The organism is Cryobacterium sp. GrIS_2_6, from assembly GCF_035984545.1.
Taxonomy (GTDB): Bacteria; Actinomycetota; Actinomycetes; order Actinomycetales; family Microbacteriaceae; genus Cryobacterium.
This window is the reverse complement of record NZ_JAXCHP010000001.1, coordinates 3,351,644-3,371,905: the sequence shown is the minus strand read 5'-3', so window position 1 is coordinate 3,371,905 and position 20,262 is coordinate 3,351,644. Positions and strand designations below refer to the sequence as shown.

Here is a 20,262-nt window from a genome sequence, read left to right as displayed (position 1 = left end):
GCCCACGGCGCCGATAGCAGCGTATCCGCGGACTAGTGAAATGGCACCGGCACTGACACTTGAAATCGTGAAACCGCGGCACGTCAGGGTTGAACTTACTGAGACTGACCGATGAATTTTCATCACTGATTACTCGCGTCTCCGATTCGATACACCAACCCAGGACGAGCAAGAGGCCCAACGTTTACCAGCAAGCAACGTCGGGCCCTATGAGAGGGACATCCCGGCAGCCCACCAGAGCGCAAGCGAAAGGGCGGCCCCACTGACACAAGCAAGCACCACCGTCAGAATGCCATCGCGTTTGCTGAATCCAGTCTTTGATTTGTCGAACCGGGCTGCCCAATAGGCGAGGATTGCGGAACTCGTGAGCCCCAAGACGATCCCAGCAACTGAGACCACGGTCGGCCTTTCGTCTTTGTTTAGTGCGCCGAAGTACAGAACTGCGGGCGCGATACTACCGACGAGAAAGATCAGCGCTCCACCGATCAGCCCGACCCGAGGTTGAGTCCCACGCGTAGTCATTGGTGAACCTCTCTAGTCGCAATATAGGGACAAGATCCCTAAGAATAACGTGAACACGGTGCCGGCAACGGCCGCGACAATTCCGCCAGCCACGGTTGGCGAAAGCACTCCCGCAGCAGTCCAGGTGACTCCTACAATCGTCCCCACTATCAATAGCCCAGCGCTGCAACCGGTCGGCGCTAGACCCGTCGGATCCTTCCCGCTGATCGGGTTGCAGCCCGCGTACGCGTACCGGTTGGCATCCTGCCCGCTGGGGTCGACCTGCGTGAATCGGCCAATTGCCGGGTTGTAGTAGAGTGCGCCGAACTTGGTGTATCCGGTGCTGACGTCTTTGTATCCGCCGGCGTACTGCCAGGGATTATTAGCAGCCTGCGCACCCGGCGAAGTCGTATCTCCCCAAGAGTCGTAGGCGAAAGTGGCAACCTTGACGTAGGTGACCGCTGACGCGAGCACCGATGAAGAAATTTGATGCATCACAAGTGCTCTCTAGGATCACGTTGCGCCGTTCCTTCGATCAGGCTCCGTTCGCTCTATGACGCTACGAGCCAGCGCCGCCGGACGGGCTGTCTTGTTGATCGTCCTCATTGAGCTTCTGCCGCAATCGTGCCTTGTCATATACGGGGTCGGACCGATACCAAAACAGCCCGCCGGCAACAAACGCACCCAGACCGACTAATCTTGCTGACCAAGAAGCAAATGCCATGTAGGATCCTGGAACCAGAATCGACAGAATCAGGGCAATCAAAGCTATAGCCCAGAGCCCAACCGCAATTTTTCGCATGCTATTTGTCCGGCGAGACTTGGCGTGCTTGTGGGGGCTTGACATGGTCTGCTCCTTGAGTCGTCCTTGCGTCTTGGGTATGGGCGGGCTGCGTACAGGGGAAAGCGCTTTGGCTGTAGCATCGCCGATTATGGTCCCGCCCGCTAATGCGGCCAGGGCAACAATGCTGCGGACTTACCGGTGGGGTCTTTCCCGCTGATGGGGTTGCATCCCGCGTACGCGTACCGGTTGGCTTCCTGTCTGCTGGGGTCGGTCTGGGTGAATCGACCAATTGCCGGGTTGTAGTTGCGGGCGCCGAACTTGGTGTATCCGGTGCTGACTTCTTTGTATCCGCCGGCGTACCGCCAGGGGTTATTCGCAGCCCAGGCTCCCGCCGAAGTTATATTTCCCTAGGAGTCGTAGGCGTACGAGGCAGCCTCTGCTTGGGCGCTGTCTCTAAGCAGGATGGTCGATGCTCAATTCTGTGGCCGCGGGAGCCGCATATAGGTCTTTCGGACTCCGGTGACGATGGGGCGCACACCTAAGACCAGGCCGAGCACACTCTGGACCCGGGCCCGACAGACACATCACCCGAGGTTTATGCATTCGCGCTCGGCTCCATGGCCTCAATGAGGTCGTTGCTGTCGTAGTCATAGTGCGTCGAATCATCCGTTAGCGTCACCACAATTCATCCTGTAATCACGAACACCACGAGTGTGATTAGCCCTACGGAGGCTGAGATGTACAGCCAGCGTCTGACCAGTCGTATTTTGCGACTAGAACCATCCTTGCCGCGGGCGAGTAGCGAAAAATGAATGATTGCCGCTGCCACAACTGAGACGACCGCTAACGCGAACAACTGCGCGAATATTGAATGCATTGCAAGTCCTGTCTAGCGTCGTTGTGTGATTCCGTCGGCCTGCGTTCACCTTTTCGTGAAAGTTACGATATGCAAAGGGCGCCGATCAAAGCGCCGGGGATCCCGGTGGCTGTGGCCACGACGAGGGAGATCCCGCCGACTGTGCCCGCGAGGCTGAGTCCTCCCGTCACAGGGACCGCAAGAGTCCCCGCGATGGCGGAAGCTACGCCCGCAACCACCCCTATACCTCCGAGAACAGCGCCCGCAATCCCAGCTCCGGGAGCACAGGATAGACCCGTCGGATCCTTCCCGCTGATCGGGTTGCATCCCGCGTACGCATAACGGTTGGCTTCTTGCCCGCTCGGGTCGACCTGCGTGAATCGGCCAATGGCCGGGTTGTAGTAGCGTGCGCCGAACTTGGTGTATCCGGTGCTGACGTCCTTGTATCCGCCAGCGTACTGCCACGGATTGTTCGCGGCCTGCGCACCCGACGAGGTCACATTTCCCCAGGAGTCGTATGCGTAGGTGGCCACTTTCGTTTGCGCGCTGTCCGTAAGCAGAATGGTCGACCCGAGGATGTCGGTCGTGTAGTAGAAGCTTCCGACGCTGGTCCGCATACTCACGAGCGACCCATTGGGGTCGCGGATGAACGAGGTGGTCACGCCAGCAACTGTCTGACGAGTGACCCCGAGGGACCCGTTGACGAAGCTTGTTGACCCGGCCGTGAGTCGCTCGTCGTTGCCGAGGCCCGTGTACCCGAACGCTGTCGTGGCTCCCGTTCGGGTGGTCGAGGTGAGCTGGTCGAACTTGTTGTAGGTGCTCGTGTCGGGCCCGGCGGCAGTTGTGTTGCCGTTCGCGTCGTAGGCGTAGGCCGTCGCGCCGGTGGGTGTCGTTGCGCACGTGCCCACAGTGGCGGCTGTCCAACAGAGCTGGTCGGCGCCGTTGAAAGCGGCGTAGACCGTTGCCGCCCCGGTCTTGACTGCGGAGGTCCGGTTGCTGTTGGCGTCATAGCCCCAGGTCTCCGTGGTGGGACCGGCGACAGTGGACGTGAGCCGGTTCATCGCGTCGTAGCTGTAGGTGCTTACGGCGCCGGTCTCGGTGGTCGTGGTCTTTATCAGGCCCCCGTTCTTGGTCCCATTGGTCGTGTACGTGTAGGCCCGGCTGGCCAGCACGGTTCCTGCGGTGTCGGTGGCGGTGATGCTCGTCGTTCGGGAAGCGCCATCGTAGACGCTCGCGTTTTTCACCCCGCTGGGGTACTTCACCGCGGTGCGGCGGCTTGCCGTGTCGTATTCAAAGCCGGTGCACTTGGTTGCGTTCGGGAAGGACGGGGTCGCCGGGCACGAACCGCCGGGCTCGGCGAGGAAGGTCACCCGGTTCATGCCGTCGTATCTATAGGTCACGGTGCCTGTAGCATCCACGTACGTCAGGACGTTTGACGCGCCGTCGTACGTTGCGCTGGTCGTGGTTCCGGCGCCGGTTTTCGATGTGGCGCGGTTGAGCTTGTCGAAGCTGTAGGTCGTGATTCCCGTGTCGTCCTCACGTTGGCTGAGGTTTCCAGCCTGGTCGTAGGTGTAGGTGACGCACAGGGAGGCGCAATTCACTCCGTGGTCAATCTGGATCAGCCGGTCGTCGTCGTCATAGTCGTAGTGGGTCGTCTGGCCTTTGCCGTCGACGCTGATGACTAGGCGGGACGCATCATCGTAGGTGTTGGTGATGACGCCCAGGGGCGCAGGGCGGGTGATCGTCGACGGGTTGCCCTTCGCGTCGTAGGCGAACGTGGTGACGTTGCCTTTGCCGTCGGTGGATGTGCAGGTTTCGCCTTTTTTGGCGCCGCAATTCGTTCCGGCGAGGTCACCTTGGTAGGCGACGACAGGCGTCCCGCCGAGTCCGCCGGGAGCTTGGGTCTGGTGTCGCCTGTTCGTGTTGCTGTCGTAGGTGTTGGTGGTGACGTTGCCCTCGCTGCTGGTCGTGGAGCTGGGCTGGTAGTTGGAGAGCGGGTTGCCGGTATTGGCCGGATAGGCAAACGAGATCTCGCCACCGGTTCCTCCCGTGCCCGCCGAGGAGGTCACCTTGGTCAGAGAGTTCGCAGTGTTGTATGTGTAGGTCCCACCGTTGCCGCCCGCGGCGGAAAAGCTCGTTTGGTTGTCGTGCGCGTCCGCAGACAGCTGCGTGGAGGTTCCCTCCGGGCCTCGAATTTGAATCACCTGGTTCGAAGCGAGGGGATTCAAGCGGTAGGTGGTGATTTTGCCGTTCGGGTCCGAGATCTGAGCGAACGACCCTTCCACGGGCACTGTGTAGTACCCGTACTGCCAGATGCTCTGTTCGGGGGCACCGGCGGCGTAGGTGGATTGAACGAGCTGCTTGGTCGTCGTGTCGTACGCGAGTGTCGTCACGGTGCCGCGGGAATCAGTCACCGTGGTGATCCTGTTGCTGGGCGCCCCGTATCCGAAGTCCAAGGTCGCACCCGTTGCGTCGGTGATCGTGGACATCGCGCCACTCGGACCGCCGTAGGCAATCGAAATCGTGCGGCTCAGCGCATCGTCGGTGATTCGAGACGGCTGCCCGGGATTCGCCGGGTCCTCGTAGAAGAACTTCACCGGGCGCCCGCCAACCGTGTCGTCGATTTGAGCGAGCAAACCGGAAGCGTTGTAGGTATACGTGATCCGGTTCGGAGCCGTCGCGTTCTGGTCGTTGGCGTACTTGAGTGAATATTGGCTTCGATGGGCACCACCTGTGGTGCGAGTGAGTCCCACTGTTCAGATGCGTGATTTGTATCGTTCAGCCCCACTACCGGCGTGGTTGAGCCCCACCTGAAAAGCTCCTTCCACCGTGTGAGCGCCACACGGTGGAAGGAGTACCGGCAATGGTACGGAAGATCAAAGCGAAGCAGATCCTGCAGCTGCGTAATCAGGGCTTGTCGCGACGGGCTATCGAGTCCGCCCAGGGAATGTCCCGGCACAGCATTCGAGCTGTGCTCGATGCAGCAGAGCGGCTCGGGCTCGACTGGGACGACGTCGCCGAGTTGTCGGAGGCCAAGGTGTATTCGACGTTGTTCCCCGGCCGCGGCGTCCACGAGAGTGTGTTCGCGCAGCCGGACTGGGCGCGGGTGCATACGGAGTTGGCCAGGGTCGGGGTGACGTTGAAGCTGTTGCACCAGGAGTATGTAGACGCCTCATCGATGGCGCAGGCGACGATGAGCTACGACCGCTTCTGCCGCCTCTATGGCGAGCACGCCGCTGTCTCGGGGGCGACGTCGCGGGTCGGCCACAAAGCCGGCCGTAGCATCGAGGTCGACTGGTCCGGGCCCACAATGCAACTACTCGATCCGACGTCGGGCGAGATGTCGAAGGTGTATTTGTTCGTCGCGTGCCTGCCGTTCAGCCGCTATGCGTTCGTGGAAGCCACCCTGGATATGCGGCAGGAGTCGTGGCTGCGCGCCCACACTGCAATGTTCGCGTTCTTCGGCGGCAGCGTCCCACGCCTGGTGCCCGACAACTTGAAGACAGGGGTGATCTCCCACCCGAAGGAAGGGGAGGTCGTTTTGAACGATGCCTACCGGGAGATGGCTGCGCACTACTCGGCCGCGGTGCTCCCCGGCAGAGTTCGGCACCCGCGCGACAAAAGTAGCACTGAGAACACGGTGGCCCATGTCGCGACCTGGGTCATCGCCGGTTTGAGGAAGGAGACGTTCACCTCGCTGGCGCAGTTGCGCCTGCGAATCCGGGAACAGATGGATGCCTACAACCGGGAGCCGTTCCAGAAACGCGTCGGGTCCCGCCTCAGCGTGTTCACCACCGAGGAGAAACCTCTGTTGCAGGCGCTGCCAGCGGCACCGTTCGAGATCAGCACGTGGTCCTATAAACGAAAGGTCAACGCCAACGCCCACGTGGTCTGGGCCAAGAATTTCTACTCCGTCCCTTTCAGCCACATCGGCGCGCTGGTAGACCTTCGTGTCACCGAGACGATGCTGGAGGTCTATCGGCGCGACGAGCGTCTGGCCAGCCATTTGCTGCTGCCGGTCACGACGACGAACCAGTATCGGACGAACGATGCGGACTTGCCCGAGGGGCGCAGCTTCCAGGCCTGGGACCGAGCCCGGATCGAGGAATGGGCCGCGCGGATCGGGCCGGCAACCGTCACCGTGACGGCCAAGATCTTCGAGACCGTCTTCATCGACGAGGCCGGCTTCGACGCCGCGCTGGCCGTGCTGAAACTGTCGCGCCGGTTCCCTCCGGCCCGGGTCGAGGCCGCCTGCGCACTCGCGCTGCGGGGGCCGGTCCGCTCCCCGCGCTACGCGCATTTGCGGCCGATCCTCGACACCGGGCAAGACAAAACCGGACAAGTTCCGGAACCGGAACCGGACGATGGCGGGTATGTCCGCGGCAGCGCCTACTACGCCGGAGGGAACCGTTGAGCGCGCTGGACGGGGAGACTAAACGCAAGCTCCGCGAGATGAACGCCGGCGAGCTGCTGGAGGCCATCGACCTCCAGGACGAGATTCTCTCGATCAGCCTGACCTTCGAGGAACGGGTCCGGCTGGCCGTCGACGACGCCTACTCGAGCTTCATGCATTCCAAGGTCGACGGGCTGATCCGGCGGGCGGGACTGCGTTACCCGAACGCGGATCTGCGGCGCATCGACCTGCTCGACGAGCGCGGCCTCAACCGGCAGGTGCTGACCCAGCTCGGGACCTGCTCGTTCGTCACCCGGCAGCAGAACGTCGTCTTCCAGGGCTTTACCGGGTCGGGGAAGTCGTATCTGGGATGCGCGATCGCCAAACGGGCCTGCGAACAGCGCATCCGCGCCCACTACGTCCGCATGCCCGACCTCGAGGAAGCCTGGGTCGCCGCGCAAGACGCCCCGGGCGGGGCGGGCAAGTTCCTCCGCAAATATGCCGCGTTCACGCTGCTGGTCATCGACGAGTGGCTGCTCGATAAGCCGACGGAATCGATGCGGACAATGCTGCTGGAGCTGATGGAGCGCCGCTACGGCGAGACATCAACAGTGTTCTGCACCCAGTATCAACAGAAGGACTGGCACCAACGCCTCGGCGCCAGCGTCCACGCCGACGCCATCATGGACCGCATCATCCACAACACCACCTGGGTCGACACCGGCACCTACAACATGAGGGAACAAACCGCCCTCGCAACCGCGTAATCCGTGACGGGGAGCACCAGTGGTGCTGAGCCACACCACCACTGGTGCTCTTCCGCACGACCAGTGGGGCTCAACCGCACGATCGGGTGGGGCTCAGAGACTCGAATACTCACTTGAGGGCGAACTTCGACCCGTCGTACACATAGTCGTTCGTGAAACCGGTGTCGTTGAATCGGATAGTGACAGTCGTCGTCGTGAACGTCGTAATGGTCGCATTCAGCCCGGGAGGCATTGTCCACTGCCCCGTCCCAGCCGGCACGAAAGCGTATGTGCCGCCGTCCGGCGCGGTGTAGGTGACGGTATTGTCAGCAGCTACGGTGAGGGCGGTCTCTGCCCCGCCGACCGAAAGTGTAGGGCGGGCATCGTTTAGAGAGTTGTACCGCCAACCGACGGTGAGATCCCGGCCGACCCCGTGCACGTTGAGCAGCTGCCCGGTCAGCACCATGTTCCCGTTGGTTGGGTTCCAGCCCAGGGCGCTGAAGTCAGTCAGGTGCCGGGACACCATCATCGACACGTCCCGATTGCCCGACTTGGAGCCGTCGGGACCTGAGGCGGGCGGCAAGGTCATCGGGACCAGAAACTGCTTCGCGGTTGAAGACACGTTGCGCACCGCCGGAACGCGAACATGAGACGCCGACGCCCGCACGTGCGCGGTGGCGACCACCGGCTCGGCTTGTGCCCGAGTCGCTGGAACGCTGACCACCGCCGCGACCATCGATACCAGGACAAGACTCGACAAGAACACCCTCGAAACAGCCACGATGAGCCCCCCCAAATGTTCCGTGTTCACCGTAGAACACGAATCGACCGTGCACGTACCGTGCGGCACGCCTCGACCGTAAGACGGACTGACAATCTCCGCTCACCCCAGTTCGGGGGCAATTATATGGCTCTCATCAGGGGTAAAACTGAGGATTGCTCTACTCAACCCGATGGCTCGCTGGTTTCAACTCGCAAATGCTCCAATTTCCTGAACGCGAGGTCGAGTCGCTCCGCACCTCCCCACGCCAAATCTCTACTCCCCGAGCACCCTGTCGACAAGCTTCCCCAGCCGCACGACAGCTTCAAACCCCTTGCGGCTCACCATGAACCCAATGAGCCCGTCCTTGTCGAGTCGGCCTACCGCACGGAGCTGACGAAGGTCGTGGAGCGCATCGCGCTTGCCGGCTGCGTCGGCCCACCCGTTGTTTCGGTTCCAGAGGATCCGGTCATACAGCTTTACCTCCGCCTCGCCGAGCTGAGCGGGTACCTCGCGCGTGGCCACGTTGAACGCCCCGCTCGCAGCTGCCCAGCCGTGAAGAGGCACGGTGGGGAACTCGACGACGACGACTTTGCTGGCGCTGTCGCTGGGAAGCGCTCGAGAGAGAAGTTTGAGGCTGGGGTGAAGCAGGACTACAACGCGCGCCTGGTTTCGGAGGCGCCCGGACGATTTCTCTGTGACGAAGTCCACGCCCTTGAGATCCATTACGGTGCTGATTTTTCGTGGTTTGCGCCTTATGCCGGGAGGCTATCGCGGACATTCGCGCACGTCAGACACACAAGGAGCGCCTTGTGGTCATGCATGGGCACGAACCAATGACCACAAACCGCCCGAACTGCGGTTCCCTCAAGGGACGCTTCGGTTAGTCCTGTGACTGGGGTGTAGTGGGCGATGGTCCCCATTCTCACTACGCCGGGAAGATCTTCCGCAGCCAGGACTCCTTCGCTCCTCGTTTGACGAGCATGTGCACTCATCGCCTGGTCCACGAGGACTCGATAAGACGTGGCCTCACCGGCGAGGGGAGCCGTTGTCCATTCAAGCGTTTCGGGCTGAATGGACGCGAGAATCGTCCGAGTCGCAATGCCAGTCAGGTTCGCGTATTTCCTTTCCGTAGGAACAATGGTCAGAATTGCCTCGGTTAAATGCTCGCCTGCCTCTTCAAGGGTCTCGATGGAAATGGACAGTTCCATGAGGGCGTCTAGCTCTACTGCTGGTCGCAGGATTTTCAGAGGACCGGCATTGGATGTATCCAGAGCATTCGCCAACAGAATCAGCACGGAGAGGTGAAGTTGAGCTTTCCACGCGTCCAGCTGTGCGACCTTGCAGTCGACCACTTGCAAAGCCCGGTCTTCAGCCTGCGGAAGGAACGCATCGGAATTTCCGGTGCATTCACCTGCGAACCACGAGTAGAAATCTTCGGGCGAACCCGCTCTGTGATATCCCGCCGCCCCAAGCCATACGGTTTGGGACCCATCCTCAATCAAAATAGTTGCCGCTCCACGCCAACGCGACGAAAAGGTCTGCTTCCACCACTTGCGGTCGGATACCGCACTAATGGCTTCGCGGAGCGTGCTTGCGTCATCCGCACCTGAGAACTGGTCGTCAAACGCCTGAATAAGGGGATGCCGCAGTCGCGATATTGGAGGTAGTCGCCGAAGCAGGTCTCCAATTTCGGAATCCTTGGCCATGCCGGCCATTCGCCGTGCAACGACTCGACGAAGCTCCAACGCGTTCCTCAAGTCAGACGGATCAGTCCAGTCCTGCTTCAGGTCGTCACAAATACTTCGGAGGGTAACGCGTCGGGCTCTGCTCACTAACTCAGCCTACGAGACCCTCAGCAGAAAACCCGCTAGGACATTTCGTCGAGCGCAGCGTCCTCAGAGGCACTGCCCCCAGCGAAGGCCAGCGCAGTCTGGCTTTGCGCGTGGAACATCCGGCTTTGATAGGCCACTAGATCTCTACCAAGAATCCTCTTATCTCGCACGCCCACGACGAAAAAAGGAAGCGCGCCCGAATCGAGAACTTTGTATAGATGAGTTCGACTTAGCCCGAGAAAACGGGCAGCTTCGGATGGCGTGACCGAAGAACCCTCAGCGAGGACGAGGACATTTTCTCCTCTTCGCAATTCAGTGGCCATGGAATCGAGCGCACTCTTTAGCGTTCCGGAAGGAAGCTGATCTCGGGTGCTTTCGAGAGTTCTTAGCTGGTCGGTGGAAACGTCGGATACGGAGACCGTTGTCATTGTCGGATGCTCATTCCGGAAAGTGAATTTTGGATAGTTAGTTTTATATGGGCTAAGGACTAGAGCCTCGGCGGCGCAACGTGGTTGAAGAATTATCAACAAGATTTTCGGTGACGCATGTCATAAGTGTCACAGGTGCCACAACTGTTGTCAACTCGTCGACGCAGCGGTGAGGCCCACCGGAAGTTCGTGAAAGACGCCCGACCTTCTCCAGAACTTGGGTAACCTCTCAAGACTGTGCCCCGTCGCTGCCAGCAGGGTGGCATTAATCGCGTATCCATTGGCGAGAAGGTAGGCATGTTAACAATGGGGGCGTACGAACGAGCGGTTGCGTCCAATAGCGTGGTGTAACCCCGGCCCTGATGGGCGTGTTGCACCGATGTGAGGCGGCCACCGCGTGATTCTTGGAAAGACCGATCAAGTCTTTTCCGAAGGAGTACACGCGATGACCGCACCCCATTTTATTGACCCTGCCCGTTTCCTGTCCGAACAACTCGAGCAAGCCTCGCCGGACCTGATGCGGCAGATGCTGACCACGTTCATCAACGCGCTGATGAGTGCCGAAGCGGAAGCCGTCTGCGGCGCCGAATACGGCCAGATCTCCGCCGACCGGACCAACTCCCGCAACGGTTACCGACACCGGGACTTTGACACCCGCACCGGCACCCTCGATGTCGCGATCCCGAAGTTGCGCACCGGCACCTACTTCCCGGACTGGCTCCTCGAACGTCGTCGCCGCGCCGAGGCCGCCCTGACCAGCGTCGTGGCGACCTGCTACCTCCTCGGGGTGTCGACCAGGCGGATGGAGAAGCTAGTCGAGTCCCTCGGTATCACTCGTCTCTCCAAGTCGCAGGTGTCGATCATGGCCAAGGACCTCGACGAGCAGGTCGAGCAGTTCCGCACCCGCCCCCTCGACGCCGGCCCCTACACGTTCGTCGCCGCCGATGCCCTGGTGCTGAAGGTCCGCGAGGGCGGCCGTGTCGCCAACATCCACGCGCTCCTCGCGACGGGCGTGAACAAGGACGGGCACCGCGAGATCCTGGGTTTGCAGGTCACCAGCGCCGAAGACGGTGCCGGCTGGCTCGGTTTCTTCCGCGACCTGACCGCCCGCGGCCTGACTGGGGTGAAGCTCGTCACCAGCGACGCCCATGCCGGCCTCGTCGCCGCAATCGGGGCCACCCTGCCCGGCGCCACCTGGCAGCGCTGTCGAACCCACTACGCCGCGAATCTGATGTCCGCGACCCCGAAGTCCAGCTGGCCGTGGGTGAAGACCCTGCTCCACTTGCGTCTATGAACAGCCCGACAAGGACGCCGTGCACGCCCAGTTCGACCGGGTCCTGAACGCCCTCGAGGACAAGCTCCCCGCGGTCGCCACCCACCTCGAGACAGCCCGGGCCGACGTGCTCGCGTTCACCGGGTTCCCGAAGGAGATCTGGCGTCAGCTCTGGTCCAACAACCCACAGGAACGCCTCAACCGTGAGATCCGCCGCCGCACCGACGTCGTGGGCATCTTCCCCGACCGCGGCTCCCTGATCCGGCTCGTCGGAGCGGTCCTGGCCGAACAACACGACGAATGGATCGAAGGCCGCCGCTACCTCGGCCTCGACGTCCTCAGCCGCTCACGCCTCACCATCGTCCCGACCGAGAAGGAGGAACCCACAACCGAACTCGGCGCCCTCAGCGCCTAAAAATCCAAGAATCACACGGCAAACGCGTTACACCACACATTTGGACTTGACCGAACGAGCTCTGCACGGCGTGGGTTCCAGCTATCACCTTGACCGTTGGCGTCTTTGGAAATCTCGACACAGAGTCGCTGAGAGATTCGCGACTCCGAAGACGCGAGGAAGTGGCTCGAGTTAATGGGCGCAAACGGTATTTGCCGACAGGCGAGACTCCATCGAGCGCTACTGGACCCTCCATGTCGCCCGTGGCCGCTAGGTTCTGGATATGGGACCAAGTGAATGGATTGCAGTCGCTGCTGCATTTCTCGGCGGCACGGCGTTGCTGCTTGGGGAATATCGGAACCGGCAAGCCCGGCTTGCCGCCAGCGAACGAAACATCGTCGACTGGGAATTCAGCTGGCCCGAACGAGATGTGCTGGAGCTGCGCAACGGTAGACCGGACGGAGCGCACGATGTCCTCATAAAGCTCACGTCGGACTATGTGCGCGTGGAAGGCCAACGACCCAAGATGCTCAGAGGCGACGTCTTGGACCTCCCCGTTCCCCACTTGGCCTCAACTTGGGATTCAGCGGCCCAGAGACGGCAAGTCCCCGAGGAGTATCCGGTAGTGACGAGAGTCCCCTTTGGCGCACGGATTGCCTGGACATCACCTCGAGGCCGACAGCAAGAGACCGCGGTCACCTCGTCCGTGTCAGCGCCTGACGGCCGGACCGCCTAATGCGGGCTTCGCGGGGTCGACTCACCGGGCCCGAACGTACCAATTGGCCTCAGGTCATCGGGGTAGCGCTCATCGTCTCTGGGGTCCTACTGTCCGTCGCCATGTTCGTGCCAGGAATTGACCCGTTTCTTCGAGCAGTTGGCGCAACCACAGCAGGGTTATTCATAGGCGGCGGCCTCCAGCTGAATCCTTTGACCCTACTTCGGAAGGCGGTATCTCACCCCAACCCCAACTTAGGGTGGATCCTCATCGCGGCGTCTGTGGCCCTGGCGACGAGTTTTGGCGTCCTTATCGTTTTCCGTCTGTGGACGGATGGTTGGGTATCCTTCGGGTTTCTTATATTAGGTCTGGCAGTTTGCGCGCTCGGCTCGGGTCTTGGGTATCTCTATCCCGGCGACAAGAAACACCCTGAAGTATTTCTGCTGCCTGTGGGATTCAACTGCCTACTCCTATTCGAGACCGGACTTCACACGGACGCGAGCTCCTTCCCGCTAACGGTGATGGTCTTTGTCCCAGCATTGGTCGTTTCCGTTGTGCTCACGGTTTGGGCGTTTCAAATTCGCGGAGCAACAACCGCCGAATATGCCAAGGCGACCGAGGTCGCTCGTGGCGTCTTTTGGGGCTGGATCCTCCTTTTCGCCGCGAGCGTCTTTTCATCCATGGTCGGGATCGAGCTTGATGGCAAAGACTCCCTCGACCCGCTCCGCTTCCTGCTGCCGCTAGTTACGTTTGGCTCGGTCATTGCAGCTGTAACGAGTGGGTTTTCGAGGTACTCGGAGGTTCATGCTGCACTCAAATTCGGGGCCTCCGTTTCAGAAACTGAGCGACCACGTCCAGACCCTCGTGATGCGCAATAGACAGAGTCGCTCACCTCCTACAACTCATACGGCGGAATGGAATGGCAGGAACCCGAACAACAGCCCTTTTAGCCAGCTGGTGCGCTATTTCGTGCGCGAAACCCAACCCGGACGGGGCCGCCTTCGCTGCGATGCCGTGAGAGCTAGGTGCGGACCTGGCTTGGCAGTGCAGGAACACCGTGCAGCATCGGATACTCAGCTTGAATTCGGTCGTAGAGTTCGCCAGACATATCAGTGTCGACAACGCTGACAACCAATGCAAACGGGATTGGTGGCACAGCATCCGTGAGCGCGCCAAATTCCCTGGCCAGGTAATTCATGTGCAGTCGTGGCTTAAGGTAACTGCCAGCAGGCAATGTCAGGCGGAAGTGGCGAACGGTCTCCCATTTGCCTTCCTTCCGCCGCCAAGACTCTGAGCGGTTCGCTGACTCACTCGGTGTGAGTGTCTTTGAGAGGGGATGCCTGCTGGGCGTCCAGCCCAAAAGTTCGGCAGTCGCGGCTTCAGCGCTGCCTCTCAGTGCCGTTACGTTGCGCGGCTCATCTCCCGGTTCATTGAATCGGTAGTGCTCCTCATTAGGGCGAAGGGTGAGGTCCAATGACGCTTTTGTATATTCAAGCGCGTCCGATGGGTCGGTGGGGCTTGCATACGCGAGAGTGATCTTTAGCTCGAGCTTTGAGCTGAAACCACTCGGGGTAGGGATTTCGTACGATAGGTCTTGCTTTCGTAAAATTCGGTCTCTGTAGAGAATATGCACGTTATTTGGACCGCAAATCAGGCTGGCATTGAACGATAGCGGCGCGCGACCGTGTCCTACTTCCGTAATCATTTTCATCGGGCGGGGGCGTTCTGCGAAATGGACCGCGAAGGCACGGAGCGTGCTCGGGTCAGCACTATCAAGGCGGTTGATTAGGCCCGAAAGGGCGTGTGTTACCACCGGTGCGGCGAAACTCGTCCCAGCGTCCTTTCGAAGTTGTCCATGCGCTGTAAGAACCCACATCGGATCGACCGCGGTACCACCAAACTGCACTACAGCTGGACTAATGCGGCCGCCGTATCGACCGGGCCCATATGAAGACTCCGGTGAACGCAACCATTTTGGTTGCGGGGCCGGAATGTCGCAGGCTCCAACAGTCAACCCATTGACCATATCGGCTGGAACCTGAACTCGGTGCAGTCCGGTCCCCGGAGAATAGTGCCCGTCATTGCCTGCTGCGACCACGATGAGAACTTGCTTCTGCCATGCAAGCTCGTCGAGCTCGTTCGTCCAGCGATTAGGAATTGAGTGGTCGGCGACCGGAAGTCGAGGGCCGAGGCTCAGGTTATAAACGTCATGAAGGCCATTCTCAATAACAGCTTTGATCTGATCAAGCGCCCAGAAACAGTGCAAGTCGTTCGGTACGTTCACGGGAGGAAGGATCCGATAGCTTTCGACCGGGAGGTACGGGATTGGAACTTGCTCATCGTCCTCGACCAGGCCATACATTGCGGCCCCGACGACTGCAGTTCCGTGTTGAACGAATTGCGAATCTTCGGGACTCCCTGTGAGCTCGACATCCGCGCTTGGGAAAAACAGTGAGTTCTGCTGCGCTTTACCTATTCCTCCATCAAACACGCCTACTGAGTGAGCAATGCTCTGCGGGATCAGGGTCGAGGGGGCAAGTGCGCGCTCCACACCACGAATACTGAGTCCGGAGGTCGGTCGGAATGTCGGCATGGGTCGCAACGACCGTAGCGGATTGAACCGAAAGGCAAGCGCCAGCTGATCGCGTCTCAGGCGCACTGGAATGAACGTAACGTCTCCAACAGGCCGGACATAGTCGAGTACAACTTCTCCGCCAGAAAGCAAAGAAATGTAGTCAGCGAATTTCGTGATGACCTGGTGGGACACCGCAACTCGCGCACCTTGCGCATTCACTGCTGCGTTTAGGACCGCCTCATACGTAACCACCTCGGCTGCGAGGTTCACATCAGAGTCATCACCTGAATTAGTTGGCAAACTAAATTGGTCTAGTTTTTTGATGTCCGATTGCAGTAGCACATTAGTTGATCCGACGGCACTAAGGAGGATGGAGGACAGCCGTTTGACCCCGTCCATGGGCACACTGAGAATAATTCGTTTCGTGACTTCATTGGGATAAGTCTTTGCGCGGGTGACTTTGTCGCTTCGGTCCACGACAGTCCCGACTTGGCGGGCTCCCATTTCCGCAAATAGTGTTTTCGGCAGGTGGGATGCGGCTAGGAAATTTGGGCGCAGACGAGCTTCCATGTACACGCGCTCATCGCGCAGATCGGGTGAGAGCAAACTGAAGTACGTCGCGATTGCTTCCGCTTGTGGGGCCAGGCTCGCTATGACCCCAGGGAGGTCTACCGGAAAGAACGGTTCCTTCTGCGGTGATCCAGGCTTGCCTAGAACGCTTGTTCGCAGCGCCTCTCCACCCGTCAGTAGCGGTCGATTCTTGCTAACGCTCGACAAATCCGCCATCTCGTTGCCCCCTCGCCCGCTGGATACCGGCGTTTACCGTCGGATGGCTCAAGCTAGCATGCTCTGCAATGGCTCGACTTGACATTCCGTAGTCGTCCTTGAGCTGTCGCCACATCTCGCCTTGCGCGACTCGGTCACCAGCGTGCATCTCTAGGAGACGTTCCAGTAGTACCTGACGAAGAGGGCGAGCTTCAACAATTGAGTGACGATAGACAGCGCGACAGAACCGAACAACGTCAGAATTGCTTGTCCCCAATAGCGCGTCGGCCGTAATTTTGGTGATTTGCGCGTCCGGCGCTTCACGGCCGAAGACGCCACTCAGCATTGCCTCGATTTCTTGTGCATCCGGCAAAGGTATTTCGACTGCCAAATCGAAACGCCGTTGGACAGCCGGATCTAGTAGTTGCGAGTGATTGGTCGCGGCGACTAGGAGGCTTCGACCCGTCCAGGCATCGAGTTCCAAGAGAAGAACGTTGACGAGCCTTTTCAACTCACCAATGTCGCTTGAGTCATCCCGTCGTTTGGCGAGAGCGTCAAATTCGTCGATTAGGAACACGCACTCAGTCGCTTCTGCTTCCGAGAAGGCTCCTTTGATGTTTCTGCCGCTCTCACCGAGAAAACTTGACATCGTCTGCGCAAGATCGACGACGATCAGAGGCAAACCGAGATGTCCGGCAAGCCAATGGGCGGACATGGTTTTGCCGACTCCGGGGGGACCGCTGAGAAGCACTTTCGAGACGGGCGCAAGGCCCGCGACTCGGAGTTCTTCACGTGCGGCACGCTCGCGAATGAGCATCGTTAGATGGTCCCCCATCTTGCCGTTGAACTCAAGTCGCTGAGCGGAAGGCGCGGGGACTTGTAGAGAAACCGTACCTGCCGACGTTCCGTCCCGAAATGAACGTTGGAGACCCCGCGCTGGGCTGCTTGAGTTTCGAATAGCTAGATCTACGGCCGCTGTGAACGCGGCCGTGTCACGGATTCCGGTTGGGGGTTCATTCATCAAGCGTCGTCCCAGCCGTTCCGCAGCAGCTTTATCACCACTCATGCCCACTCGGACAAGGTCGGCAATCGCAAGATGCGTGCCGTGGCGGACCTGGTAAGAATTATTGTATTCTGCCATCACGCTTTACACACTACGTGAAACCACCGACATTAGCAGGTAATGCTCTTGGTAAGGCGGTGAAGTATCAGAGTGCTTTTCGATACAGCGCTACTTATTCCAGGTGGCTGTTACTGAGAATGTGGATTCCATTCCTGCCCTGCCCACCAATGGCATACCGCCCTCTGCGGACACCGAGACCCCAAATGAGATCTCCAAGACATCTGGCATGGATTCCACGAGCGCGTCTTGCACCGTCCCAAAAACGCTGCCACACGTGTCCGCTATGGCTTCACCGATGCGCTTGGTAGTGTCCACGACGTCCTTGGTCACAATGCTCCGAGGGTGCAGGCCCGACGATGCTACATATTCTGGGGCGGAAAGGACTTCAATTAGATAATCAACCACCGCGGGCTGGCTCCTTTAGGTAGAACGGCAAACCAAATTCAGCCCCCGAAATAGAGCGGGTAAGCTCGAGCCGTTTGTCAATGCTACCGACGCTCCGCTGTCCCGATTTCCAATGACGGGAGGACGGCGGTTGGTGCGACCAAAGCATCTGCGAATGATTCGAGAATGATCGATCCCTGTGGATGCTTGACCATTGTTCCCCAAATGCGATTTCCGGTGCCGGCTTGCGCCGGACTAGTAGTCCGCTTTTCGCTCGACACCATTACTGGGCTGTGCATGTCTGACCAGCAATGCCGCATATGCTCGTCCAGCAGTTAGCATTCACGCCCTACCACTCCACCGTCGCGTCGGCCCTAGCCTTCTCGAGGAGCTCGTCCGGCTCATCCAGGTGCTCCACCGGCCGGTCGCCGCCGAAGTAGCCGGAGGGGAAGCACAGCCAGACGACGAGCTCGTTCTGCGACAAGGCCACCTCGTGCGCGAGCTCCACCAGGGCGGGAATGACCGGTGCGACATGTCCCGATTCGAATTGGAAGCCCGGATACGCGTACGCACGTCCTCGCTCGATGGCGAGGAGCTGTCCATCCGCTCTCATCCGAGAGACCACGTCGACATCGGTCTTCGGCAGATTCAGGGCCTCCAACACCTCCTCAGGGCTGAGCAGCCCCCAGGTCGCCTCTATTTCGCGCCAGACCGTCTCAATCCTCATGGCCGGCACCTGACTGCTCGACGCGCTCAATCCGGCGGATCTGGCTGGTGACATGCCAGTAGAATTCCGTCATCTCGTCGTCGGAGATCATCGTCCATCGGCCGGATTCGCCGACACTGCACGCCTCTAGGCTGCGGAGTGGCCGCGTTACGTCGTTGAAGGTGGCCGGCCTGCCCGGTCCTGGAATGCGTGTGACCGTCTTGGCGTCCAAGTCCACGATGTGCGAGCTGCCCTGCGTGACAACGCGCCAGACGCCGCGCTCGTCACCAGCTAGGGACGTGACCTCCTGCGGTTCGTTCTCCATTTTCGCCGACCCTCCCTGTCGACCATTTCGCGTGGCCGACACACTCTGGATTCAGGTACCTTCGATGCATATACTAATCCGCAATTCGAGTATTTGGAGTTGCGGTGACAAGTTCCGACTACGAACCGAATCTGGACTTGGCAGTCTGGATCGAAGTGAAGCAATTCGTCCTCGACGCCGTCGCGGATTCGTCCGACAGCACCCCATACACGGCGGCCGAGTTGAAGGTCGCGGCGTCACGCCTCGCTGCATGGACCTGGCAGACGGCAGGGCTCCCGTTGGAGCGCAGTGTCGTGTTCCGACGGGACGTGGTGTCCCGGTTCATCGCTGTCGGCTGCCCCACATTGAAGCCTGCCTCACGGGGCAACCTCCGGAGTCAGCTTCTGCGGATGTCCGAGATACTGCTCGACCCGGGAGAAGTGCCCCGGCGACTCGCCGCGCTCGAGCCGTCAGAGCCGGCAGCCCCGTACTCGAGCGCGGAGCTGATCTCGCTTCGCAGTTGGGCCTCCACGCAGTCGACTCCGGCACGGCGCGCGAACGCCTGGGTGCTGCTGGCCACCGGTGCCGGCGCTGGACTGGCCGCATCCGAAATCGGCCAGCTCCGCGTGCGCGACATCGCGGTTGACGAGGGCGGCGTGCTCCTGCAAATCAACGGTGAGCGCCCACGGTCCGTGCCAGTACTTCGAGAGTGGGAGCAGGTCTTGGTCGACCGGACCCTCACCCTTGAGCCAGAGAAGTTCGCCTTCCGAGAGAACCACGGCGCCTACTACCCGAACCTCATCGCCAACTTCATCGACCGCAGCCAGGTCGTCGGCGTCAAACCCCAGTCCCAGCGACTGCGCGCAACCTGGATACTCCGGCATCTGGACGCGGCCACACCGGTCGTCCCGCTCATGCGCGCTGCCGGCATTGAGTCTCTGGAGGCGCTCACACGGTACGTGCGGTTCGTGCGCGACTGCGATGCGAGTGAGGTTAGGGCGCGGCTGCGGGACGCGTGAGAGGGGGATCGGTGTCCGACTCTTGAAACGCGAGTTGATTGCTCCACGAACTACGAAAACAGGATGTCAGTGGTCCTGAATACGCTCAGATCATCCCGAGCAGCATCGCCGCAACAGGTCTCCGGGCGAGACGACGTTGAATCAATTCGTTCCGCGTCTGCTGCCGTCAATCAGCGAATGAGCACCTGGCCAAAAGTGCGCGCATAGATACGGCGTGCAAACTACTTCCACCATCCGACCGACAGTCCCCACCGAGACCGCTCAGCGCGCCCCAGAGAGGCACCCGAATCTACTTGTCGAGCCGCCCCGGCCAGAGGTCCACGCCGAAGCCTATTTCGAGCTTGGCGATGGTGGCGAGGTCGGGCCAGGAGCGGCCGTTGAGTACGGACATCATCGTCGAGGGGTCCACGCCCACGTCGCGGGCCGCACCGCGGATGCTTCGGTCTCCGATGGCGGCCTTCACGTTCAGAGCGAACTGCCGGGCGACCTCCCCGACGGGATCTACCGAGGACATTTCGGGCCAGTTGTCCGTGAGGTCGTGCGGAATGGGTCGGGCGGGCCTGGACATAGGACGAGCGTAGAGCACGGAACGCGGGGTGCCCGATGACACCCGAGGCTTTGGCCCTTGTCGACGATATACATAACGCATATAGTAATCTGCAATTGGACGCGAATGTCGCCCAAACCATTCAGAACTTCAC

At 60.3% G+C, this 20,262-nt stretch carries 18 protein-coding genes and 1 pseudogene; 5 read left to right on the top strand and 14 right to left on the bottom strand.

The annotated features are described in order from the left end of the window. Positions 1-534 precede the first annotated feature (534 nt). From RCH22_RS16410 to RCH22_RS16400, 4 genes are all read right to left on the bottom strand, one after another. The gene (locus RCH22_RS16410) at positions 535-996 is read right to left on the bottom strand and encodes an RHS repeat-associated core domain-containing protein (RefSeq protein WP_327014731.1); all 462 of its coding nucleotides are present in this window, start codon (positions 994-996) and stop codon (positions 535-537) included. Positions 997-1,060: 64 nt separating this feature from the next. Then, entirely contained in the window at positions 1,061-1,348 is a 288-nt protein-coding gene (locus RCH22_RS16405) for a hypothetical protein (RefSeq protein WP_327014730.1), read from the bottom strand. Between the two features lie 98 nt (positions 1,349-1,446). Then, complete coding sequence (locus RCH22_RS21235) at positions 1,447-1,686, bottom strand: RHS repeat-associated core domain-containing protein (RefSeq protein ID WP_369125309.1); 240 nt, start codon at positions 1,684-1,686, stop codon at positions 1,447-1,449. A 538-nt stretch (positions 1,687-2,224) separates the two neighbouring features. Beyond that, a complete protein-coding gene (locus tag RCH22_RS16400) occupies positions 2,225-4,894 on the bottom strand; it encodes an RHS repeat-associated core domain-containing protein (RefSeq protein WP_327014729.1) in 2,670 nt (889 codons plus the stop codon). Positions 4,895-5,004: 110 nt separating this feature from the next. Here RCH22_RS16400 and istA point away from each other — a divergent pair, with 110 nt between their 5' ends. Continuing rightward, positions 5,005-6,555, top strand: coding sequence for an IS21 family transposase (istA, locus tag RCH22_RS16395; protein WP_327012688.1), 1,551 nt, complete (start codon positions 5,005-5,007; stop codon positions 6,553-6,555). Beyond that, positions 6,552-7,301: an ATP-binding protein gene (locus RCH22_RS16390; RefSeq protein WP_327012687.1), complete on the top strand. Its 750-nt coding sequence runs from the start codon at positions 6,552-6,554 to the stop codon at positions 7,299-7,301. The genes istA and RCH22_RS16390 overlap by 4 nt, the downstream gene beginning before the upstream one ends. 109 nt (positions 7,302-7,410) lie before the next feature. On the opposite strand, the gene RCH22_RS16385 is transcribed toward RCH22_RS16390, so the two are convergent. The 4 genes from RCH22_RS16385 to RCH22_RS16370 form a co-directional block, all read right to left on the bottom strand. Next, positions 7,411-7,902, bottom strand: a complete 492-nt coding sequence (locus RCH22_RS16385; protein WP_327014728.1) for a hypothetical protein — start codon at positions 7,900-7,902, stop codon at positions 7,411-7,413. 414 nt (positions 7,903-8,316) lie between these two features. Next, positions 8,317-8,766, bottom strand: coding sequence for a hypothetical protein (locus RCH22_RS16380; protein WP_327014727.1), 450 nt, complete (start codon positions 8,764-8,766; stop codon positions 8,317-8,319). 29 nt (positions 8,767-8,795) lie between these two features. Then, positions 8,796-9,749: a DUF3039 domain-containing protein gene (locus RCH22_RS16375; RefSeq protein WP_327014726.1), complete on the bottom strand. Its 954-nt coding sequence runs from the start codon at positions 9,747-9,749 to the stop codon at positions 8,796-8,798. Positions 9,750-9,910: 161 nt separating this feature from the next. Continuing rightward, on the bottom strand, positions 9,911-10,303 hold the full coding sequence (locus RCH22_RS16370; RefSeq protein WP_327014725.1) for a helix-turn-helix domain-containing protein: 393 nt from the start codon (positions 10,301-10,303) through the stop codon (positions 9,911-9,913). 445 nt (positions 10,304-10,748) lie between these two features. On the opposite strand from RCH22_RS16370, the pseudogene RCH22_RS16365 reads away from it, so the two are divergent. Together RCH22_RS16365 and RCH22_RS16360 are read left to right on the top strand one after the other, a co-directional pair. Then, positions 10,749-11,991 (top strand): annotated as a pseudogene (locus RCH22_RS16365) (IS256 family transposase). A 975-nt stretch (positions 11,992-12,966) separates the two neighbouring features. Further along, complete coding sequence (locus RCH22_RS16360) at positions 12,967-13,563, top strand: hypothetical protein (protein ID WP_327014724.1); 597 nt, start codon at positions 12,967-12,969, stop codon at positions 13,561-13,563. Positions 13,564-13,706: 143 nt separating this feature from the next. Here the strand turns inward: RCH22_RS16360 and RCH22_RS16355 are convergent, their stop codons facing one another. The 5 genes from RCH22_RS16355 to RCH22_RS16340 all read right to left on the bottom strand — a co-directional run bounded on the left by RCH22_RS16355 (position 13,707) and on the right by RCH22_RS16340 (position 18,563). Then, positions 13,707-15,737 carry a S8 family peptidase gene (locus tag RCH22_RS16355; protein WP_327014723.1) on the bottom strand — a complete coding sequence of 677 codons (2,031 nt, stop codon included), beginning with the start codon at positions 15,735-15,737 and terminating at the stop codon, positions 13,707-13,709. A gap of 286 nt (positions 15,738-16,023) precedes the next feature. Continuing rightward, entirely contained in the window at positions 16,024-17,166 is a 1,143-nt protein-coding gene (locus tag RCH22_RS16350; RefSeq protein ID WP_327015555.1) for an ATP-binding protein, read from the bottom strand. Positions 17,167-17,256: 90 nt separating this feature from the next. Then, positions 17,257-17,463 carry a CU044_2847 family protein gene (locus RCH22_RS21230; RefSeq protein ID WP_369125308.1) on the bottom strand — a complete coding sequence of 69 codons (207 nt, stop codon included), beginning with the start codon at positions 17,461-17,463 and terminating at the stop codon, positions 17,257-17,259. 418 nt (positions 17,464-17,881) lie between these two features. Continuing rightward, entirely contained in the window at positions 17,882-18,259 is a 378-nt protein-coding gene (locus RCH22_RS16345; protein WP_327014722.1) for a hypothetical protein, read from the bottom strand. After that, complete coding sequence (locus RCH22_RS16340) at positions 18,249-18,563, bottom strand: hypothetical protein (RefSeq protein ID WP_327014721.1); 315 nt, start codon at positions 18,561-18,563, stop codon at positions 18,249-18,251. The genes RCH22_RS16345 and RCH22_RS16340 overlap by 11 nt, the downstream gene beginning before the upstream one ends. Positions 18,564-18,667: 104 nt before the next feature. Between RCH22_RS16340 and RCH22_RS16335 the strand changes: the two genes are divergently transcribed. After that, positions 18,668-19,561, top strand: coding sequence for a hypothetical protein (locus tag RCH22_RS16335; protein WP_327014720.1), 894 nt, complete (start codon positions 18,668-18,670; stop codon positions 19,559-19,561). Between the two features lie 289 nt (positions 19,562-19,850). Here the strand turns inward: RCH22_RS16335 and RCH22_RS16330 are convergent, their stop codons facing one another. Continuing rightward, complete coding sequence (locus tag RCH22_RS16330) at positions 19,851-20,129, bottom strand: helix-turn-helix transcriptional regulator (protein ID WP_322138500.1); 279 nt, start codon at positions 20,127-20,129, stop codon at positions 19,851-19,853. Positions 20,130-20,262 lie beyond the last annotated feature (133 nt).